The organism is Streptomyces sp. LMG1-1-1.1 (assembly GCF_040815545.1).
Taxonomy (GTDB): domain Bacteria; phylum Actinomycetota; class Actinomycetes; order Streptomycetales; family Streptomycetaceae; genus Streptomyces.
In genome coordinates this window covers 65,342-80,944 of sequence record NZ_JBFPNH010000098.1, presented here as the reverse complement: position 1 = coordinate 80,944, position 15,603 = coordinate 65,342, and the positions used below count along the sequence as shown (strand labels likewise).

18 protein-coding genes are annotated in these 15,603 nt (G+C 71.2%); 6 read left to right on the top strand and 12 right to left on the bottom strand.

All coding sequences use genetic code 11. From position 1 onward, the window contains the following. Positions 1 to 8: 8 nt before the first annotated feature. From MRBLMG1_RS36580 to MRBLMG1_RS36535, 10 genes are read right to left on the bottom strand one after another with little or no spacing between them, the layout of a single operon-like run. Positions 9 to 857 (bottom strand): phytanoyl-CoA dioxygenase family protein, encoded by an 849-nt coding sequence (locus MRBLMG1_RS36580; RefSeq protein WP_367828474.1) that lies wholly within the window; start codon positions 855 to 857, stop codon positions 9 to 11. After that, positions 854 to 3,013 (bottom strand): phosphoketolase, encoded by a 2,160-nt coding sequence (locus MRBLMG1_RS36575; RefSeq protein ID WP_367828473.1) that lies wholly within the window; start codon positions 3,011 to 3,013, stop codon positions 854 to 856. The genes MRBLMG1_RS36580 and MRBLMG1_RS36575 overlap by 4 nt, the downstream gene beginning before the upstream one ends. Further along, on the bottom strand, positions 3,010 to 4,182 hold the full coding sequence (locus tag MRBLMG1_RS36570; RefSeq protein WP_367828472.1) for a hypothetical protein: 1,173 nt from the start codon (positions 4,180 to 4,182) through the stop codon (positions 3,010 to 3,012). The genes MRBLMG1_RS36575 and MRBLMG1_RS36570 overlap by 4 nt, the downstream gene beginning before the upstream one ends. After that, a complete protein-coding gene (locus MRBLMG1_RS36565) occupies positions 4,182 to 4,892 on the bottom strand; it encodes an HAD family hydrolase (RefSeq protein WP_367828471.1) in 711 nt (236 codons plus the stop codon). Before MRBLMG1_RS36565 ends, MRBLMG1_RS36570 begins: the two co-directional genes overlap by 1 nt. Then, the gene (locus tag MRBLMG1_RS36560) at positions 4,889 to 6,028 is read right to left on the bottom strand and encodes an enolase C-terminal domain-like protein (RefSeq protein WP_367828470.1); all 1,140 of its coding nucleotides are present in this window, start codon (positions 6,026 to 6,028) and stop codon (positions 4,889 to 4,891) included. Before MRBLMG1_RS36560 ends, MRBLMG1_RS36565 begins: the two co-directional genes overlap by 4 nt. A gap of 23 nt (positions 6,029 to 6,051) precedes the next feature. Beyond that, positions 6,052 to 7,116, bottom strand: a complete 1,065-nt coding sequence (locus MRBLMG1_RS36555; protein ID WP_367828469.1) for a radical SAM protein — start codon at positions 7,114 to 7,116, stop codon at positions 6,052 to 6,054. 59 nt (positions 7,117 to 7,175) lie between these two features. After that, positions 7,176 to 8,087, bottom strand: coding sequence for a hypothetical protein (locus tag MRBLMG1_RS36550; protein WP_367828468.1), 912 nt, complete (start codon positions 8,085 to 8,087; stop codon positions 7,176 to 7,178). Between the two features lie 19 nt (positions 8,088 to 8,106). Further along, a complete protein-coding gene (locus MRBLMG1_RS36545; RefSeq protein WP_367828467.1) occupies positions 8,107 to 8,304 on the bottom strand; it encodes a hypothetical protein in 198 nt (65 codons plus the stop codon). Beyond that, positions 8,301 to 8,783 carry a recombinase family protein gene (locus MRBLMG1_RS36540; protein ID WP_367828466.1) on the bottom strand — a complete coding sequence of 161 codons (483 nt, stop codon included), beginning with the start codon at positions 8,781 to 8,783 and terminating at the stop codon, positions 8,301 to 8,303. Before MRBLMG1_RS36540 ends, MRBLMG1_RS36545 begins: the two co-directional genes overlap by 4 nt. Then, positions 8,780 to 9,295: an ATP-binding protein gene (locus tag MRBLMG1_RS36535; protein WP_367828465.1), complete on the bottom strand. Its 516-nt coding sequence runs from the start codon at positions 9,293 to 9,295 to the stop codon at positions 8,780 to 8,782. The genes MRBLMG1_RS36540 and MRBLMG1_RS36535 overlap by 4 nt, the downstream gene beginning before the upstream one ends. A gap of 253 nt (positions 9,296 to 9,548) precedes the next feature. Here MRBLMG1_RS36535 and MRBLMG1_RS36530 point away from each other — a divergent pair, with 253 nt between their 5' ends. After that, positions 9,549 to 10,907 carry a hypothetical protein gene (locus MRBLMG1_RS36530; RefSeq protein ID WP_367828464.1) on the top strand — a complete coding sequence of 453 codons (1,359 nt, stop codon included), beginning with the start codon at positions 9,549 to 9,551 and terminating at the stop codon, positions 10,905 to 10,907. A gap of 6 nt (positions 10,908 to 10,913) precedes the next feature. Here the strand turns inward: MRBLMG1_RS36530 and MRBLMG1_RS36525 are convergent, their stop codons facing one another. Further along, positions 10,914 to 11,708, bottom strand: a complete 795-nt coding sequence (locus MRBLMG1_RS36525; protein ID WP_367828463.1) for a fumarylacetoacetate hydrolase family protein — start codon at positions 11,706 to 11,708, stop codon at positions 10,914 to 10,916. A 76-nt stretch (positions 11,709 to 11,784) separates the two neighbouring features. Continuing rightward, complete coding sequence (locus MRBLMG1_RS36520; protein WP_367828462.1) at positions 11,785 to 12,297, bottom strand: hypothetical protein; 513 nt, start codon at positions 12,295 to 12,297, stop codon at positions 11,785 to 11,787. Between the two features lie 208 nt (positions 12,298 to 12,505). Between MRBLMG1_RS36520 and MRBLMG1_RS36515 the strand changes: the two genes are divergently transcribed. The 5 genes from MRBLMG1_RS36515 to MRBLMG1_RS36495 all read left to right on the top strand — a co-directional run bounded on the left by MRBLMG1_RS36515 (position 12,506) and on the right by MRBLMG1_RS36495 (position 15,440). Beyond that, positions 12,506 to 12,970 (top strand): DUF2199 domain-containing protein, encoded by a 465-nt coding sequence (locus MRBLMG1_RS36515; protein ID WP_367828578.1) that lies wholly within the window; start codon positions 12,506 to 12,508, stop codon positions 12,968 to 12,970. 33 nt (positions 12,971 to 13,003) lie between these two features. After that, a complete protein-coding gene (locus tag MRBLMG1_RS36510) occupies positions 13,004 to 13,474 on the top strand; it encodes a DUF6228 family protein (protein WP_367828461.1) in 471 nt (156 codons plus the stop codon). A 144-nt stretch (positions 13,475 to 13,618) separates the two neighbouring features. Continuing rightward, complete coding sequence (locus tag MRBLMG1_RS36505) at positions 13,619 to 14,392, top strand: hypothetical protein (protein WP_367828460.1); 774 nt, start codon at positions 13,619 to 13,621, stop codon at positions 14,390 to 14,392. Positions 14,393 to 14,634: 242 nt separating this feature from the next. Continuing rightward, entirely contained in the window at positions 14,635 to 15,045 is a 411-nt protein-coding gene (locus tag MRBLMG1_RS36500) for a Fic family protein (RefSeq protein ID WP_367828459.1), read from the top strand. Next, a complete protein-coding gene (locus MRBLMG1_RS36495; RefSeq protein ID WP_367828458.1) occupies positions 15,042 to 15,440 on the top strand; it encodes a DUF5958 family protein in 399 nt (132 codons plus the stop codon). The genes MRBLMG1_RS36500 and MRBLMG1_RS36495 overlap by 4 nt, the downstream gene beginning before the upstream one ends. The last annotated feature ends 163 nt before the right edge of the window (positions 15,441 to 15,603 follow it).

Below are 15,603 nucleotides of genomic sequence, written 5' to 3'. Positions count from 1 at the left end.
GTGATCGGTCAACGAGCCGGGGCCGTAGTCAGGTGCTGCCACCACTCGGTGATCGGACGGGCGCCGGAGCCCTCGCGGGCGACGGAGCCGTCGGGGTGGCGGTCGCGGGCGCCGAGGAGCTGTCGCTCGACGGCATTCAGGTCCGGCCGGTCGAGAAGGCCGGGGGCGGGGTCATCGACCGCGTTGAGCCACCGGTAGCCGTACTGCATCATCACGGCCAGCCGGTCGCGTCCGGAGCGGTTCAGGCCGCCGGCGTGCCAGGTGCGGTTCTCGAAGAGCACCACGTCGTACGGGCCGATGTCCAGAGTGATCGCGCCGGGCGGGTCGATGTCCCCCTCGGGGACGGCGACGGGTCCGGTGCGGGTGTGGCTGCCGGGCACGAACATCGTGAACCCCGCGTCCGGGCCCGGGGCGGTGAGGAAGTACGCCACCTTGATCGCCAGGCGGGGCGTGTGTCCGACGCCGAGGTCGGCCACGGTGGAGGACATGTCGCGGTGCCATCCGTGCCGGGACGGCACGCGGATGGTGCGCTGCTCGTCGGGCAGGGACGGCATGGCGATCAGGTTGCTCGACATCAGGTGGATGTTCGGGCTGAGCAGGCCGACGAGGGTGGGCAGGACGGCCGGGTTGGCGACGAGCGGTAGGAAGGCGTCGTCCAGGGCGATGACGCCGCGGAAGCCGTCCTTGCCGTCGACCGAGCGGTCCCGGCCCACGGTGCGGTCGGAGGCCAGAAGCCGTACGGCGGCCTCGGCGGCGCGGTCTCGGACCTCGGGGGCAACGGCGCCGCGCAGGATAAGGAGGCCGTCGCGGTCGAAGGCGGCCAGCTGCTCAGGGGCGGGTGCGAGCGGGGTGGTCATCGCGGCTCCTTCAGCATCGAGAGCGCCTGGGCGGTGAGCGCGGCGGCGGACATGCCGCAGAGTTCCAGCAGGTCGACGGACGGAAGGGGGCGGCCTGGGTCGCGGTAGCCGACCACCCGGACCCGGGCGGCTTCGCCGCGGGCGGCGAGCAGGGCCCGTACGGCCGGTGCCTGCGTGACGGTGGCCAGCAGTACGGGAACGCCGGCCGGGAACAGGCGGGCGAAGGTGCCGTCGGGCAGCGCGGCGGGCCAGGTGTCCGGTTGGCCGAGGACGGTGAGGTCGTTGATGTGCACGTACTGGATGCGCGCGCCTGGGCGGGCGGCGGCGATCTGGTCGGCTGCGGCGGACAGCTCGCGCGCCGCGACGTCGCCGGCGGAGGCGAGGACGAGATCCGGGCCTCCCGGGCCGGGGGGGCTCAGGTGGGGCCAGATCGCGGCGCCGTTGGTCATCTCCTCGCGGATGCTGCCCGGCGGGAAGGTGAGCGTGTGGTGCTTGTCGGCGATCAGGAAGTTCGCCCGGTCGCGCCCGGTGAGCATGACCGTGAGGGTCGCGGCCGCGCGGGTGGCGTCGGCCGGGGTGTAGACGTGCACGGTGGGGTTCTCGGTCTCCAGCATCGCGGAGACGAGCCCGGGGTTCTGATGGGTGTAGGTGTTGCGCCAACCCAGCGAGGTGATCAGGTAGTTGATGTTCGCCAGCCCACCCATGCCGGTCGCGGTCCGCGCGCCGCGGTGCTTGAGGTGCTGGACGAGCAGGCTGGTGTTGACCGCGGCGAACGCCTCGTACGTGGCCAGCAGCGCGTCGCGGCCGGTCTCCGTGTAGCCCTGGAGCCAGGCGTGGCAGATCTCCTCGTTGAGGATCTCGCTCGCCCATTCCGGCAGCCGGTCGTCCCCGGCGTCGGCCAGGCGCAGCCGGTTGGAGGTGACCTCGTCCGGGCTGAACAGGCGGAACGAACCGGCGGCGGCGCGCTCGCGGATCACAGCGCTGACCAGCGGCCACGCCGGTTCTCCTCGGACGGCGAGCGGCGCTACCGGTGGGGCGGGGCGGGGCCGGGGCGGCGGGTGTGGCAGCGCCTGCCGTACGAGGTCGGACGGCTGCCCGCCGTCGGTGAACAGCTCGGCCGGCTCGTACGAGGCCAGCCAGGCGGCAAGGGCGTCGAACTCCTCCCCGTTGCGGGCGGGGTCCTTCAGCGGGGCCTTGTGCACGGCCGGGGTCCCGGCGATCTGGCGGTCGGCGACCTGCTCGGGGCCGGTCGCGCCCTTGGGCATGGTCAGGACGATGACCGGCTGTGGCCGGGCGACACCGAGCGGCCGCAGCCTGGCGAACACCTCGGCCAGGACCGCCCGGAACCCGGCGGCGTCGGAGCCGTCGTGGAGGAACGGCTCGTACCCCAGGCCGGTGAAGTACGCGCGCAGTTCGTTCTCGTCGAGCCCGGACAGGATGGAGGGGCCACCCATCCGCAGGCCGTTGGCCAGCACGACGGGCAGTACGGCGCCGTGCAGCCCGGACCCGAGCAGCGCGCGCCGGGCCGTCCAGGCGGCTGCGGCAGCACCGGTCTCCAGCTCCCCGTCGCCGAGCAACGCGACCACCAGGCGGTGCGGGGCGTCCAGGACCATGCCCTGCGCGACGGCGAGCGCCGGCCCGAGCTGGCCGCCGGTGTAGCGCACGCCGGGGATGAGCGGGGTGATCTCCCCGCCGTAGGCGCGGGTGTGGGGGAAGCCCGCGGCGAGCGCGCGCATGTCGTCGGCGGACCAGCCCGGTCCGTTGCTGGTCAGGGTGAGAGTCTTGGTCAGGTAGGCGTGGGCCAGCGCCGACGGCCCGGCGTGGCCGGCGCCGTGAACGACCAGGACTTCACTGCCCGGAGGCCGCCATGCGGTGAGCGGCCCCAGGTGGGCGAGCATCCAGTTCACTGGCGGGCACACCCCCCAGTGTCCGCTCGGCGCCTCCTTCACGTCCTCCACCCGCAGCGGCCGGGCGGGCAGCACGTTGTCGTTCAGGTACAGCTGCGCAGCGCACAGGTAGTTCAGTGCCCGCCACGCGGCCGTGACGGCCGCGCCCGGCACGCGTTCCGCGGCGTTCGCGGCGGCCTGGCTCCAGTCGGGGAAGTCGCCCGGGCCCGCGACGACGGCGGGCCCGGGGAGCAGAGCGGTCTCCGTCACCGTGCCGCCCCCTTCCGCGCGGCGACCGCGTCCACGGCGGCGGTGACCCGCCCGGCCCGGATCTCCTCAGTGCCGGCCTCGGTGATCAGGTGGAGGATCTGCGCCTGCTCGTGAGCGGGCACCGCCGTCCAGTCAAGGCCAGCCCGCTCCAGGGCGGCGGCCAGGTCCTCGGGCACGCTGCGCGGAGTGCGGTCCCGCAGGCCCCGCACCGTCAGCGGCACGCCGGTCACGCCGTCGGCGACGGCCGCGTACGGCACCGCGGCCTGACCGCGCAGCGCGTAGGCGACGACGGTCTTGGAGCTGCCGGTGGGGAAGGTGACGCGCAGCTGGGCGCCGCGCTGGCCGACCGGCCCGCGGCAGGGCAGCAGCAGGAAGTCCCGGCCGCCGATCCGCTCCGGCCGGGCCACCACATGCACGACGTCGGACGCGGCCGGCAGCGGAAGCAGGACCATCGGATCCGGCCCTGCCTGGTCGGACTCGGACAGGAGGGGCGGGCGGGTGACGGCGATGATGCCGCCCTGGCCGCCCCCGGCGCGCCGCGCCGCCTTGTGCGTGAACAGCGTCCGGTCCACCGCCGCGAGCAGGGTGTCGGTGAAGGCGTGCTTCCAGCTCCGCTCTCGCTTCGCGGGCAGGTCGCCGCCGGTGACGAACATCAGGGCGAAGGAGACCGTCACCGGCAGCGCGGCGCCGAGCCGGTCCCGCAGTATCCCCAGGGCCTGGTGGAACTGGGCGGCGTCGTCCACGACCGCGGCGAGGATTACCTCGTCGCCGCCGAAGGTCGCCGAGCAGCCGGCGTCGAAGGGCTGCTCGCGGAACCACACACGGGTCGTGGCCCCCACGGTCGCCATGACTTCATTGCCGGCCAGGTGGCCGTACGAGGTCGGGTTGGTGGAGTTCGTCCGCTCCACGTGGTCCTTCAGCCCGTCGACGTCCCCGATCGCCAGCGCCACCAGCCGTCCCTCGTCCAGGGCGGCGGCCAGACAGCGAGGGATGTGGCTGTGGAAGTCGGGGAAAGCGACCAGGCCGGTGACCGCGTCCTCGCGGCTGCCCTCGCACCAGGTGCGCAGCGGCATCTGACTGGGGTCGAACAGCGGCACGGACGAGGTCAGCGGGTCGCGGGCAGGGGGGAGTGCCGGGCGGGACGTACGGGATGTACGGGACGGCTCCATCAGCCGGCCACCTCCGATGTGATCGTCTCCGCCGCCGCCCGGGCGGGCAGCAGCAGAGGGAGGGTGTTGAGGGAGTGCAGGCGCAGCGTGAGGGCGGCCGGCATCAGCGGGCCGGTCGTGTGGTGACGGTCCACCCAGGCCGTGTGCCAGCCGGCCGCCGCGGCCCCGCGTACGTCGGCGGTCATCGAGTCGCCGACGTGCAGCAACTCTCCCGGACGCAGCCCGCTGGCGTGCTCGACGGCGGCGAACGCCTCCGGCTCGGGCTTGATCGCGCCGGTGCGCGCCGAGTAGAAGACGCCGTCCAGCAACTCGCGGAACGCGGGAGGATCCTGCTCGGGCACTGAGGAACCGAGCGCATTGGTCATGGCGTACAGGGCATAGCCCCTCGCCCGCAGCTCGGCGAGCGTGTCCGGCACGTCCGGGTACAGCTGCGGGTTCTCGGCCCGGCGCCGGGCCCGCTCCAGCACCTCGGTGAGCGGCCCGGTGAGCCCAGGCCGCCCGAAGTCGGCCGCGATCTCGTGGGCGAGGTCCTGCGGGGTGACCAGACGACGCTTGGCGCTCCGCCCCATCAGGGCGCGGGCCTCCTCCAAGGAGATGCCGAGGACCTCGGCGACCTGGCCGGTCGTCGCCACCGGCTCCGGGCGCACCAGCGTGCCGCCCAGGTCAAAGCAGACCGCCCGCGCCCCGGACCACATCACCCGGCCGCTCACGACCCGACCTCCCACGCTGGGAGAGGCGAGGAGGTGACCGGCAGCGGGGCGAGCCCGGCGTGGGGCCCGAACGGCAGCAGCCCCGCCTCGACGACGGCGGCCTCGGTGAACACCTGCTGCCGCAGCGGCTCCAGCGTCAGGTGCCACTCCACCGCCGGGATCTTGTCCCGGCAGCACGCCCCGGCCAGCGCGAGCGCCGCCCACAGCCGGTCGCCGTGCGGGAACGTCGCCATCCCCAGATCGGCGGCGACCTCCGTGGTGTGCAGAGAGCGGGCCAGCCCGCCCGACCAGCCCGGATCGGTCTGCCACACGTCCACCGCTCCACCGGCCAGCAGCCGCATCTGCTCGTGCTCGTCGACCGCGTGCTCACCGGCCGCCATCGGCACCCCGGCCCCGGCCACCCGCACCCGGCCCCAGGCGAACCCGCCCGGCTCCACCAGCTCCTCGGCGAACGCGACATCCAGGTCAGCCAGCACGGGCATCAGGGCCAGCGCCTCGTCCAGCCGGCACCGGCGCAGCCCATCGACCATGAACCGGCCGTCGCCCGCTGCCTCCCGCAGCGCCCCCAGCACCCGGCCGACGACCCGCGGCCCCTGGCGCAGCAACTCCTTGGTGAGCGGCCACTTCTGCCCCCAGAACCCCTGCTCGGCGATCCACGCCGCCGCCTTCACCGCCTCCGGACGGCTCGGGTCCAGGCCGAGCGCGGACGCGTACGCCGGCACCCGCTCCCGTACCGTGCCGCCCAGCAGCTCCGGCACCGACCGGCCCGAGGCCCGCGACGCCAGATCCCAGCACGCCAGCTCGACCGCCGACACGGCCTGACGGGTGTGCGCCCCCTGCTGGTGCCGCCCGGTCCGCGGCCGGTAGCCGAGCTTGCGCGGCGCCGCCGCATCGTGCCCGACAAGCCCGTCGGCGAGGGTGTCCACGACGAGCCGCGCCACGCCCTCCCCGACGGGCGCGTGCCAGCCCGAGACCCCGTCGCCGACCACCTCGATCGCGAACCGCGTCCGGTGCTCCGGCCACGACGGGCCCGCCGGGTCCAGGGCCACCGCGGCCACCGCGTCCGGCAATCCCTCCGGCAGACCGGCCTGCTGCCCGGCCACCGGCCACAGCCGCACCGCCCGCACCACACTCACGGCCCCGCCGTCCCGCCTGGCCATCAGATCCGCGCCCCGGTCAGCTGCTCCCCGGCGAACGTGTACGCCCATGGCGAGCGGTAGTTCTGCCACCACTGCGGCCGAAGTTCCGTCTCCGCGAACAGCTCCTCGACCGCTCGGCGCATCGTCAGGTTCCACTCGATCGTGTCCGAACCCGGCGTGCGGTAGACATCCATGTACGGGTTGTGGGCCTGGTACGTCTGGAACCGCGGGAACGTCGTGGTCACCGGCACCAGCCGCTTCAGGTTCTCCACGGCCTCCTCGATCGGGTCCAGGCCCACGATGTAGGTGAAGTCCGTGGTGATGCCCCGCTCCTTAGCCGCCCCGAGCGTCTCGATCATCTGGTCCACCGTCAGCGCGGCCTTGGACTGCTTGAGGATGTTCGCACGGTTGGTGAAGCACTCCACCGTCAGTGTCAGGTGGAACGGGCCGAGCTTGGCGGCCCGGTCCAGGCCCTCCTCACTGGTGAGGACCGACGACAGGAAGTGCAGGGTCCCCTCGCAGCCGGTGCTGCGCATCGCGGCGCGCACGCCCTCCAAGTGCTCCAGGGCCAGGTGCTCGTAGAGGAAGCAGCCGGTGCACACCGTGACGGTCTCGACCCCCGACAGGTCCGCCATGCCGGAGTTCGCCGCGAGGGTGGCGAAGTAGCCGGGCAGGTCGAGTTCGCGGATCGCCGGGTCCGAGGCGCCCTCCAGCGTGTTCGGGCAGAAGGTGCACCCGGTGCACTGGGAGCGCTGGTTCGAGTTGAGGGTGAGCATCTTGGTGCCGTTGCGCCAGTAGCCCAAGACGGCGTCGTCGTCCTCGATGCCGGCGACCGTGCCGACCCGCTCGCCGTGCAGGCGCAGCTCGTGCTCGTCGATCTCGAAGGGCGAGTCCTCGCGGCCCAGGGAGAGGATCAGGTACGACGGGTCGGCCGGCCGCGAGTCCAGTTCCAGCCGAAACCGCATCCGCGGCTTGTCCAGCGGCGAGCGCGCCCCGCAGCTGTTCAGCGCGAGAAGCAGGACGTCCTCGCGGTTGATCTTCCACTCACGGGCCACCTCTTCCAGGTGGCTGACGGATTCGAGCATCGGCTTCCCTCTCTGATGTCTGGTGTCTTGTGCTGCGGGCCCACCCGCAATGACGGGCGTCATGCCACGACCTCCGGCGTCGCCGCGTGCCGCAGCTGACCGCGGAGGAAGATCTGCAGGAGGAGGCGGCGCTCGTCCTCGGGTACGTCCTCCTGGCCGCCGCCGAGGGCCTCGTGGCCGTGGCAGCACAGGTGCTGGTTGGCGATGAGCAGGTCGCCTCGCCCGAGCAGGAACCGGCGCTGGCCGACAATCAGTTCGCGCTCCAGGGCCCGAGCCGCCTTGACGTACGGGTCGGCGGGATCGGCGTCCGCGAGCATCGTGGTCGTGAACCGGACGAAGCCCTCCGACGGCGGCAGGCCGTCGAGGATCGGGAAAGGCTGCCACTCCTCCCCGACGCCCGTGAGCTCGAAGAGCGACCCGTCGACGTACCGCGGGTGGGTCAGGAGCTCGGCGTCGGCGTAGCCGAGCCGGCCCACGGCGCGGCGGACCTGCGAGATCAGGCTGTGGCCTCGGGGCTCGGGGCGGACGCACAGCTGGGCGATGTAGTCCGGCGGGAGCGTGGAGTTCACGACGTCGATATGCATCGGGTCGATGGCGAGGTTGGTGCTCAGCGGCTGCCACAGCGGCCAGCGGTCGAAGGCCCGCAGCGGCGTCGCAATCAAGGAGAGCAGCGCGGTCACTGCCCGCAGGCCCGCCTCCTCGGAGTCGGCCGCGTCGAGCAGCCCGGCCAGTTCGAGGACCGCAAAGCCCCCGCCCTCGGGAGCGCTGAGCAGCTGGTGGCAGGTCGTGGTGAACTCGGCGAGGCGGGGCATGCCGGCCAGCACCCCGTGGTATCGCGCGGCAGTCCCGGGCGAGAGCATGCCGTCGTTGCCGAGCCGCCACTCGGGGAGGCCGGCGGCTTGCCAGGCGAGGTCGGCGACAAGCTCCTTCGGCAGGGTCACCCGGTACTCGGGCACGGAACGGGAAGTCATGAAGCACTCCTCGTGGGAATCAGCGGATGGGATACGGATACGGGAGGTCGGCGCGGGCGACGGTGACCCAGATGACCAGCAGGACCGGTACGAGAAGGACCGCGAACTGGAACCAGCCGAAGCCGTAGCGCCGAAGCAGCCGGACGGGGTGGCGGAGGGCCCAGCGCGACCGGGCGAACCGACGTCGGGGGATCGTGGCTCTGGGCGCCAAGGTCATCGGGGCCTGCGCTTCGATCCCGCCGCCGGCCGAGGGCCGACCGCCGTGTCCTTGGGAGCCGCCGTGTTTTCGGGAGAGGAACCGTCCCGGCGGGGCCGTCGCAGATCGGCGAGGGAATCGGGCGTCGAGACGAACGCGCCCGTCTTCTCCAGCCACCCCATGAACGAGTCGTGTTCCTCCGGGTGGAACCAGAGCGTCTCCATCGACGGTGCGACGATCCCGTCGGCCCGTCCGTCCTCGATCGTGGCGAGTACCTTCGGCCACTCGGGGCGGTCCGCCCGGCTGGAAAGCACGGCGGCCCGGTCGACGTAGGTCGCCGCCACGGTACAGCCGCGCGTCTTCACGTACCGGAGCACGTGCCGTAGCGCCCGCTGGGGCTGTGCCTTCGGGGCGGCGGCTCCAGGGGAGAGACACGCGTACACGACGACCCGGGCGCCGGGCGGGACTCGCCACGGCGGGGCCTTGACCGCCTGGCTCATGCCGCCCGGCCCCGGTTCGTCGGAGAGGGCTCCCGCATGACGGGGAAGACGCACCACGCGACCGTGCCGTCGTTGGTGAACCCCCAGCTGCCGCCGAGCTCCGTCACGAGCGCGTCCACCAGCCACAGGCCGCGCCCCTGCTCCGCCTCGGCCCCGGCCCGCCTGGGTCTCGGTACCTCGGACGGCGAACCGTCGTCGACCTCCAGGCGGACCTCGTCGCCCACGCGCCGCATGCGCAGGCCCACGGAATCGCTCGTCCCGTGGACGATCGCGTTGCCGACGAGCTCCGAGATCACCACCTCGGCGGAGTCGACCCGAGCCTCGGGCACCCGGCACGCGTTGCGCAGCCAGGCCGTTCCGATCCGCCGCGCCTGAGAGACCCGCGAGGCGTCGCGGACGAAGGAGACGTCCATGGGCGACGGCGCTATGCGCGCGCCGCCGCCGGCCGTGGGGATGCCACGGCAGCCCATGAGGCTCGTGGTGATGACCGAGGTGGGAACCGAGGACGCCATTGCCCAGCCTTTCCGCATGTCGGACCCTGGTGGCGAGGCGTGGCCGTGAGGCCGCGCCGTCGCGGTCACCGAACGATGACGGCGGGCGGACGGACTTTCCTACGGCCCCGATCTCGTCGTTCCGGCCCCCGGCGGGTCCTGCCGTGGTCTTCTGGGACTCGGGTGCGTCCTGCCCGGCCGCCGGGCGGGTAGGTGATCGACAATCGCCGCGTACAGGCGGAGGGCCTGACGGCGTCCATGCGAAGGGGGCACGGTGGGCGACAGACAGCTGACGGTGTTCGGCAGGCTCGTACGGGAACGCGGCTGGGGATACGCACGGTTCGGCCGCGAGTTCCGCAAGGTCTGCGCCGACCTGCGCCTGGACGACGTCACACCACAGCGCAAGCAGTACGACCGGTGGCGCACGGGACAGATCAAGGGCGTGCCGCGCGCCGAGGCGTGCGAGGCGCTCGAGGGCATGTTCCCGGGCTGGACGGCCGAGAAGCTGCTCGCCTTAGCAGAGCCCTCGCCGCTGGTAGCGACCGCCGACACCCCACCGACACGCACAGAGCAAGAGCCGAAGCACGCGTCCGAGACAGGGGCGAACGTGCTCCTGGAGGAGGACGAGATGAAACGGCGAACCCTGATCCGCGGGCTTGTCGTCGGAACGACCCTCGGCATCACGGAGGCGGCCCTGGAGGTCATGGCCGCCGCAAGGCAGCGCATGGACCTGGCGCTCGAATCGTCGGCCGTCGGGCCGGCGACTCTGGAACGCTGGGAGACCACGGCCTTCGAGTACGCGCACGCCTACCAAACCGTGCCACCGCACCGCCTTCTCGCCGATGTCCTCGCCGACTTCACCGAGGTGGAGCGACTGCTGGAACAGCGGCAGCCCATCCGCTACCGCCAACGCCTCTGCCGGGTCGCGGCCCAACTCGCGGCCCTGGCCGGGATCTTCACCTCCGCCCTCGGGGCACACCGCGAGGCCCGAGGCTGGTTCCACACCGGACGCCTCGCCGCCTCGGAGGCCGGGGACAACCAGCTCGAAGGAGCGTTGACCGTACGCTCGGCCATCGTCTCCCTCTACTACGGCACCCCCGCCTCTGCCCACGAACAGGCCGCCCGAGCACGCCACATCCTGGGCGACACCATCGGCCCCGCCACCACTCGCGGCCTCCTCGTCGAGGCCCGGGCACTCGCCCGCATGGGACGTGGGGACGAGGCGCTGCCGCTGCTGCGCCAGGCAGAGGACGCCTTCGGCCGGCTGACCGCCGAGGACCGCGACGACCCCGCCTTCGGCCACACCGAGCGGCAGTTCCTCTGGCACCTCGGCAACGCGTGGACGCACCTGGGACGCAACGAGGACGCCTGGCAGGTCCAGCGCCGCGCCCTCGACCTCTACCCGCCCACCGAGTACCTCGACCCGACCCTGATCCGCCTGGACCGCGCGACCTGTCTCGCCCGCGGAGGTGAGCCGGAGGAGGCGTACCGCACCGCCGCACAGGCCCTGACGGTGCTGCCGGACGAACACCGCACCGGCATGGTCATGAAGTACGCGACCGACTTCAGCCGCGCGGCTGGACACGCCCAGCTGCCCGCCGGCAAGGAGTTCGCCGAGCTGCTGCGAGCCTGATCCGAGCTACCGGCCGATAACAGGATTGACGAGGGAGCCGATCCCGGAGACGTGCACCGCGACCTCGTCGCCGGGGACGACCGGGCCCACCCCGGCCGGCGTACCGGTCAGGAGCACATCACCCGGTTCCAGCGTGACCGCCGCCGTGATGTACGCCAGCAGGGAAGCGACCGGATGCACCATGGTGTCCGTACCGGCCGACTGCCGCTCCTCGCCGTTCACCTCGCAGCGCACGACGAGCTTCGTCGGGTCGAGGTCGGTGGTGATCCACGGGCCGAGCGGGCAGAACGTGTCGAACGCCTTCGCCCAGGACGGCTGCCCGTCCTCCCGCTGGATGTCCCGGGCGGTCACGTCGTTGGCGCAGGTGTAGCCGAAGACGTACTCCAGCGCCTGCTCGGCGGGGACGTCGCGGGCCGTACGGCCGATGACCACGGCGAGCTCGGCCTCGTGGTGCACCTCGTGCGACTGGGCCGGGTAGCGGATCGGCTCCCCGGGGCCGATCACGGCGGACGGCGGCTTGAAGAAGAGCCGGGGGGCGGCTGGCGTGTCCAGACTCAACTCGGCGATGTGATCGGCGTAGTTCCGGCCGACCGCCACAATCTTCCCGGGGCTGACCGGGGCGAGCAGCCGTACGTCGTGGAGCGGGACCCGGCGGCCGGTGGGCTTCGCCGTTCCCCTCACCGGATCGGCGCTCAGCACCTCCACGGCGTCGCCCCCGTCCTCGGCGATGAGGCGCCCCTGAAGGAGGTTGCCCTTCCACTCGAACCTGGCCAGCCGCTGCGATTCACCCGTCAGCCTCATGCCTGAACCGTACCTTCGCGCCCGGGTATGGCGGACTTTCTCGGACAGGCCCGAGAGAGCCATCGGCCGGTCGCGGTCAGAAAGCGTGGAGGTACAACCGGGCTTGCTCGGAGTCCATGTTCTCGATGTAAATCTCCATCCACGCGACGTCGCGACGTCGGTAGTCCTTGACACACGGCGGGCAGACACCCGCCCAAAGGGCATCTTTGAGTGTTTTCGGCTCTGCGAGTCCAAGGTGCTCGAAGAGTTCGGACTCTTGTGTCGACTTGATGCCCCATGGCGCCAGCGGCTCCTCGGAGTGCAGGTCCTTGGCGACCTGGGCTGCGATGGCCTTGCCGGTACGGAAGGAGAGGATGTACTCGTCTTCGCGTGGGTTGACCTGCACGGCACCCTTCACCTCCGTCGCGCCCTTGGGGATCTGAATCTTCATGAACGCGGCCGCTTCGGTGGCGCCGGCACCCTTCTCCCAGTACGGATAGGCGCTCTCGCGCGTAGCGCTGCCGGGGGCCCCGGTCGAGCAGGACGTGAGAACCAGCACGGAGATCAGCGCGACGAAGAGGCTTCCGCGCGTCTTGTGTCGCACGTTCACCGGTTCCCCTCGTCGCCCCGCGAGACGTCCCCGCGGCCGCCCGATCGCCCAGGGTCGGCGGGGTTCGCTGTAGGGGTCGCGTCGCTGTTCAAGTCGTGCGTCTTGGCTGCAGAGTGCGACTGTCCGAGTGCATCGCTAGGCTCCCGCCATGACCAGCGATCTCGGATTCACCTGCACGTGCTGCGGCAGCCACCACGGCGAGCTGCCGATGAGCTACTCCGCCGCCGCCCCCTACGTCTGGGACCCGAGTTTCGCCGACGCCCCCGACTGCCTGCTCTCCTCGGATCAGTGCGTCATCAAGGCGCAGCACTACTTCGTCAAGGGTCTGATCGAGATACCGGTCATCGGCAGCGACGAAGCCTTCTCCTGGGGTGTCTGGGTCTCCCTCAGCCGAGAGAACTTCTCCCGGGCGGCCGACCTGTGGGACACGCCCGGGCGCGAGTCGGAGAAGCCGTACTTCGGCTGGCTCACCACCGAGCTGCCGATCTACTCCCCCAGCACCATCAACCTGAAGACCAACGTCTACACTCGCCCGATCGGCGAGCGGCCCCTGGTCGAGCTCGAACCGACCGAGCACCCGCTCGCTGTCGAACAGCGCACCGGCATCACCCGCGACCGCGTCCGCGAAATCGCCGAAGCCCTGTTTCACGGCACCGGCCACGAATCCGGATGACGGTCGAGGTAGCGCTGACCTAGCGTTCCGTGCATGACATCCCCGGACGGCGACATCGACGGCAAGCCCTGCGTGACCATCCGCTGCCAGGACAACTCGTCCGTGGGCGTGACGTTCTGCGACCGGTTCAGCTTCGACCAGGACTCCGTCCACTACGCCATCGAAGCCTGGGCGCCCGGTCTGACCGCCCGTGTCAACGAGGTGGTCGCCTGGATCTGGGACAACGACCTCACCACGTTCCTGGAGGAGCTGGCAGCGGGCTACCGGGGCTGGGATGGCGAACGGACCTGGCACACCATAGACCGCGACCTCGCCGTCTCGGCCGTCTTCCGCTCCGGCGGATACATCGGCCTGACTTGGACCATTCGCCCCTGGCGGAGCGCGGCGGGCGACTGGAGCACTTCGGTCACCACGTGGCTGGAGGCCGGCGAGCAGATGTCATCCCTCGCATCCGATGTCCGGCACTTCCTCGAGGGGGAGCGCACCGTCCTACCGCCAGGCTAATGACGTCTGGATCCGCCTCCTGAAACGCAACACGGCATCGATTACGACGACGAGGAAGGCGAGTTCAGCGACATGGTCGGCTCTTGGGACGTAGCTCAGGCTGGGGTGTTCACGAGTACCGCTGACCAGGCGGAACAAGGGCGGTTGAAGATCGCTTCCCAGTTGACCGAAGATCGTTTCCCGCTGATGGGACGGCCACTCGATATGGAGTGGAGTCAGGGCGGCTACGCAAGGCAGAGTGGCGTGGTGACTGAGCTGTGGGCGCACGCGCTGACCTGGGCGGAAGTGGATCCGTCGCGGCATCCGTTCGAGCTGGACGAGGATGCGGCCAAGACACTGACCGGGCTTGTTGTTCCCCTGCTGCCCAGCTCCGAGGCCGCCGAAGAGCACCGCTGGCGCTCGCTGCTCCCCGTCACCGAGTTCCTGGTGGACCGGTATGGCCGATGGGCCTGCGGGTGGAACTGGTCGGTAGGCGAGGGCGACACCGACAGCGGGATCGTCGGCGCGTGGTGCTGCACCGCCCATTCCGTGACGACGGCGGACGAGACCGCTCCTCTGGTTGTCGCCGGCCTGCTTGAGTGGCGTGACTGGTTGGAGGATCTGACGGAGCACTTTGCCGCGCTGGCGCCGCCGTCGCACTCGACGGGGGCCACCGTCGATCCCTGGCATTGGGAGCGGGCATGCACGCGGTTGGTCACCCTGGTAGCCGACCGGACGCAGGCCGAGAGCGGCTGGTACGGACACTGTGAGCAGGTGCTCGGCTGGTTCCTCGCCTACAACGACGTCGAAGAGGAGCGAGCCGGCGAGATTGTGGAGAGCGCGATCGGCGGCCGATTCGGCAGTTGGATCGCGCCGGACGTGACGGTGGTCGACGCGGTGAGTTCCCAGTTCGCCCAGGCCGTGGGCGAGACCGAATGATGTCCGCCCCTGGCCGCCCGACGGACGCCCTCACCGACTGGGTGCGCATCCGTCCGCAGATCTCATGGCCGTGTTGGAGCGGTGCTCACCTCAGCCATGGAGCATCGCACCGAGACGCCTTCAGGGACTTTTTCAACGCGACCCGCGGCAGCCGCGATACCGAGGGAACCACCAGGGTCCTGGAAGCCCTCGATCTGGCCCTGGCAGACGCGAAGAGGGGCGATCGGCTGACGTTCACTCTCATGGCCGACTGGCAGCAGACCATGTTAGGCGAGGGCGTGGCCGCCTTCCGTACGATGCCCGCTTTCTCCAAGGGAGGACGAGAGCGCTACGGCATTGCAACGGGCACGCAGGCGAGGTTCGAGCAGTGCCTGTCAGAGAGCACTCAACGGGACCTGCCGCTCCCTTCACACGCCGCACGAACCTACCTCGACATCCTCTTCTTCCATCCGTTCGAGGACGGCAACGCCCGCGCGGCGATGCTGGCGCTGGCCTTCGTCCTGGCCCGCGAAGGAGCGGCGATCGACCAGGTGCACCCGCTCCAGACCACTCGCTGGGCCGACGACGCGGAGGGAGCGGCCGATCTGGCAGTGCTGCTCGGCATCCTGATCAACGCGGCACAGCGCCGCCCGTCCCACGGGAGGCAGTCATGACCGAACGCGACGTCCTGCTCAACGAGCTCGCACAGGGGCTGCGCCCGATGTCAGAGGGCATCGAATGGTTCGACGTCCTCGGCCAGGAAGAGCAGTCCGAGGTGCTGCTGTTCCTGCGCCATCACTGCGTCCAGGCGCGCGCCGTCACTGAGGACGCACCGGAGAGCATCTGCCGTGCCGGGCTGCGCCCGACGCATACACCCGCAGTGCTGATCTCACAAGGCCGGATCGACGAGCAACTGGGAAAGATCGCCGGTCTCGCACCTCTCGACGAACGCCGCAAAGCCTTCCGACTCCTGATCTCAGTACTCGCGATCGCCGATGCGCGGCGCCGCGAACGCGACTGTTCAGGCGGATGTAGTCACTGGTGGCACAAGCTGTCTGACGCAGGCTGATCGCTGACAACAAGGCTCCCAGAGCAGTCATTGAGCGACCCTGAAACGGCGAAGACCCCGCCCCGATGTTGCGACCGGGACGGGATCGCGTCACTGCTCTTGAGCTCACTCGAGAGTAGGCGTCTGCGCGGTGTTCACCAGCACTCCTGTCCTGCCGGAATGA

Bases quoted from the DNA above. Each gene is read 5' to 3' on its own strand.
- MRBLMG1_RS36580 (WP_367828474.1), bottom strand. From the start codon at position 857: ATGACCACCCCGCTCGCACCCGCCCCTGAGCAGCTGGCCGCCTTCGAC.
- MRBLMG1_RS36570 (WP_367828472.1), bottom strand. From the start codon at position 4,182: ATGGAGCCGTCCCGTACATCCCGTACGTCCCGCCCGGCACTCCCCCCT.
- MRBLMG1_RS36555 (WP_367828469.1), bottom strand. From the start codon at position 7,116: ATGCTCGAATCCGTCAGCCACCTGGAAGAGGTGGCCCGTGAGTGGAAG.
- MRBLMG1_RS36550 (WP_367828468.1), bottom strand. From the start codon at position 8,087: ATGACTTCCCGTTCCGTGCCCGAGTACCGGGTGACCCTGCCGAAGGAG.
- MRBLMG1_RS36545 (WP_367828467.1), bottom strand. From the start codon at position 8,304: ATGACCTTGGCGCCCAGAGCCACGATCCCCCGACGTCGGTTCGCCCGG.
- MRBLMG1_RS36540 (WP_367828466.1), bottom strand. From the start codon at position 8,783: ATGAGCCAGGCGGTCAAGGCCCCGCCGTGGCGAGTCCCGCCCGGCGCC.
- MRBLMG1_RS36535 (WP_367828465.1), bottom strand. From the start codon at position 9,295: ATGGCGTCCTCGGTTCCCACCTCGGTCATCACCACGAGCCTCATGGGC.
- MRBLMG1_RS36525 (WP_367828463.1), bottom strand. From the start codon at position 11,708: ATGAGGCTGACGGGTGAATCGCAGCGGCTGGCCAGGTTCGAGTGGAAG.
- MRBLMG1_RS36515 (WP_367828578.1), top strand. From the start codon at position 12,506: ATGAGCTACTCCGCCGCCGCCCCCTACGTCTGGGACCCGAGTTTCGCC.
- MRBLMG1_RS36510 (WP_367828461.1), top strand. From the start codon at position 13,004: ATGACATCCCCGGACGGCGACATCGACGGCAAGCCCTGCGTGACCATC.
- MRBLMG1_RS36500 (WP_367828459.1), top strand. From the start codon at position 14,635: ATGGCCGACTGGCAGCAGACCATGTTAGGCGAGGGCGTGGCCGCCTTC.
- MRBLMG1_RS36495 (WP_367828458.1), top strand. From the start codon at position 15,042: ATGACCGAACGCGACGTCCTGCTCAACGAGCTCGCACAGGGGCTGCGC.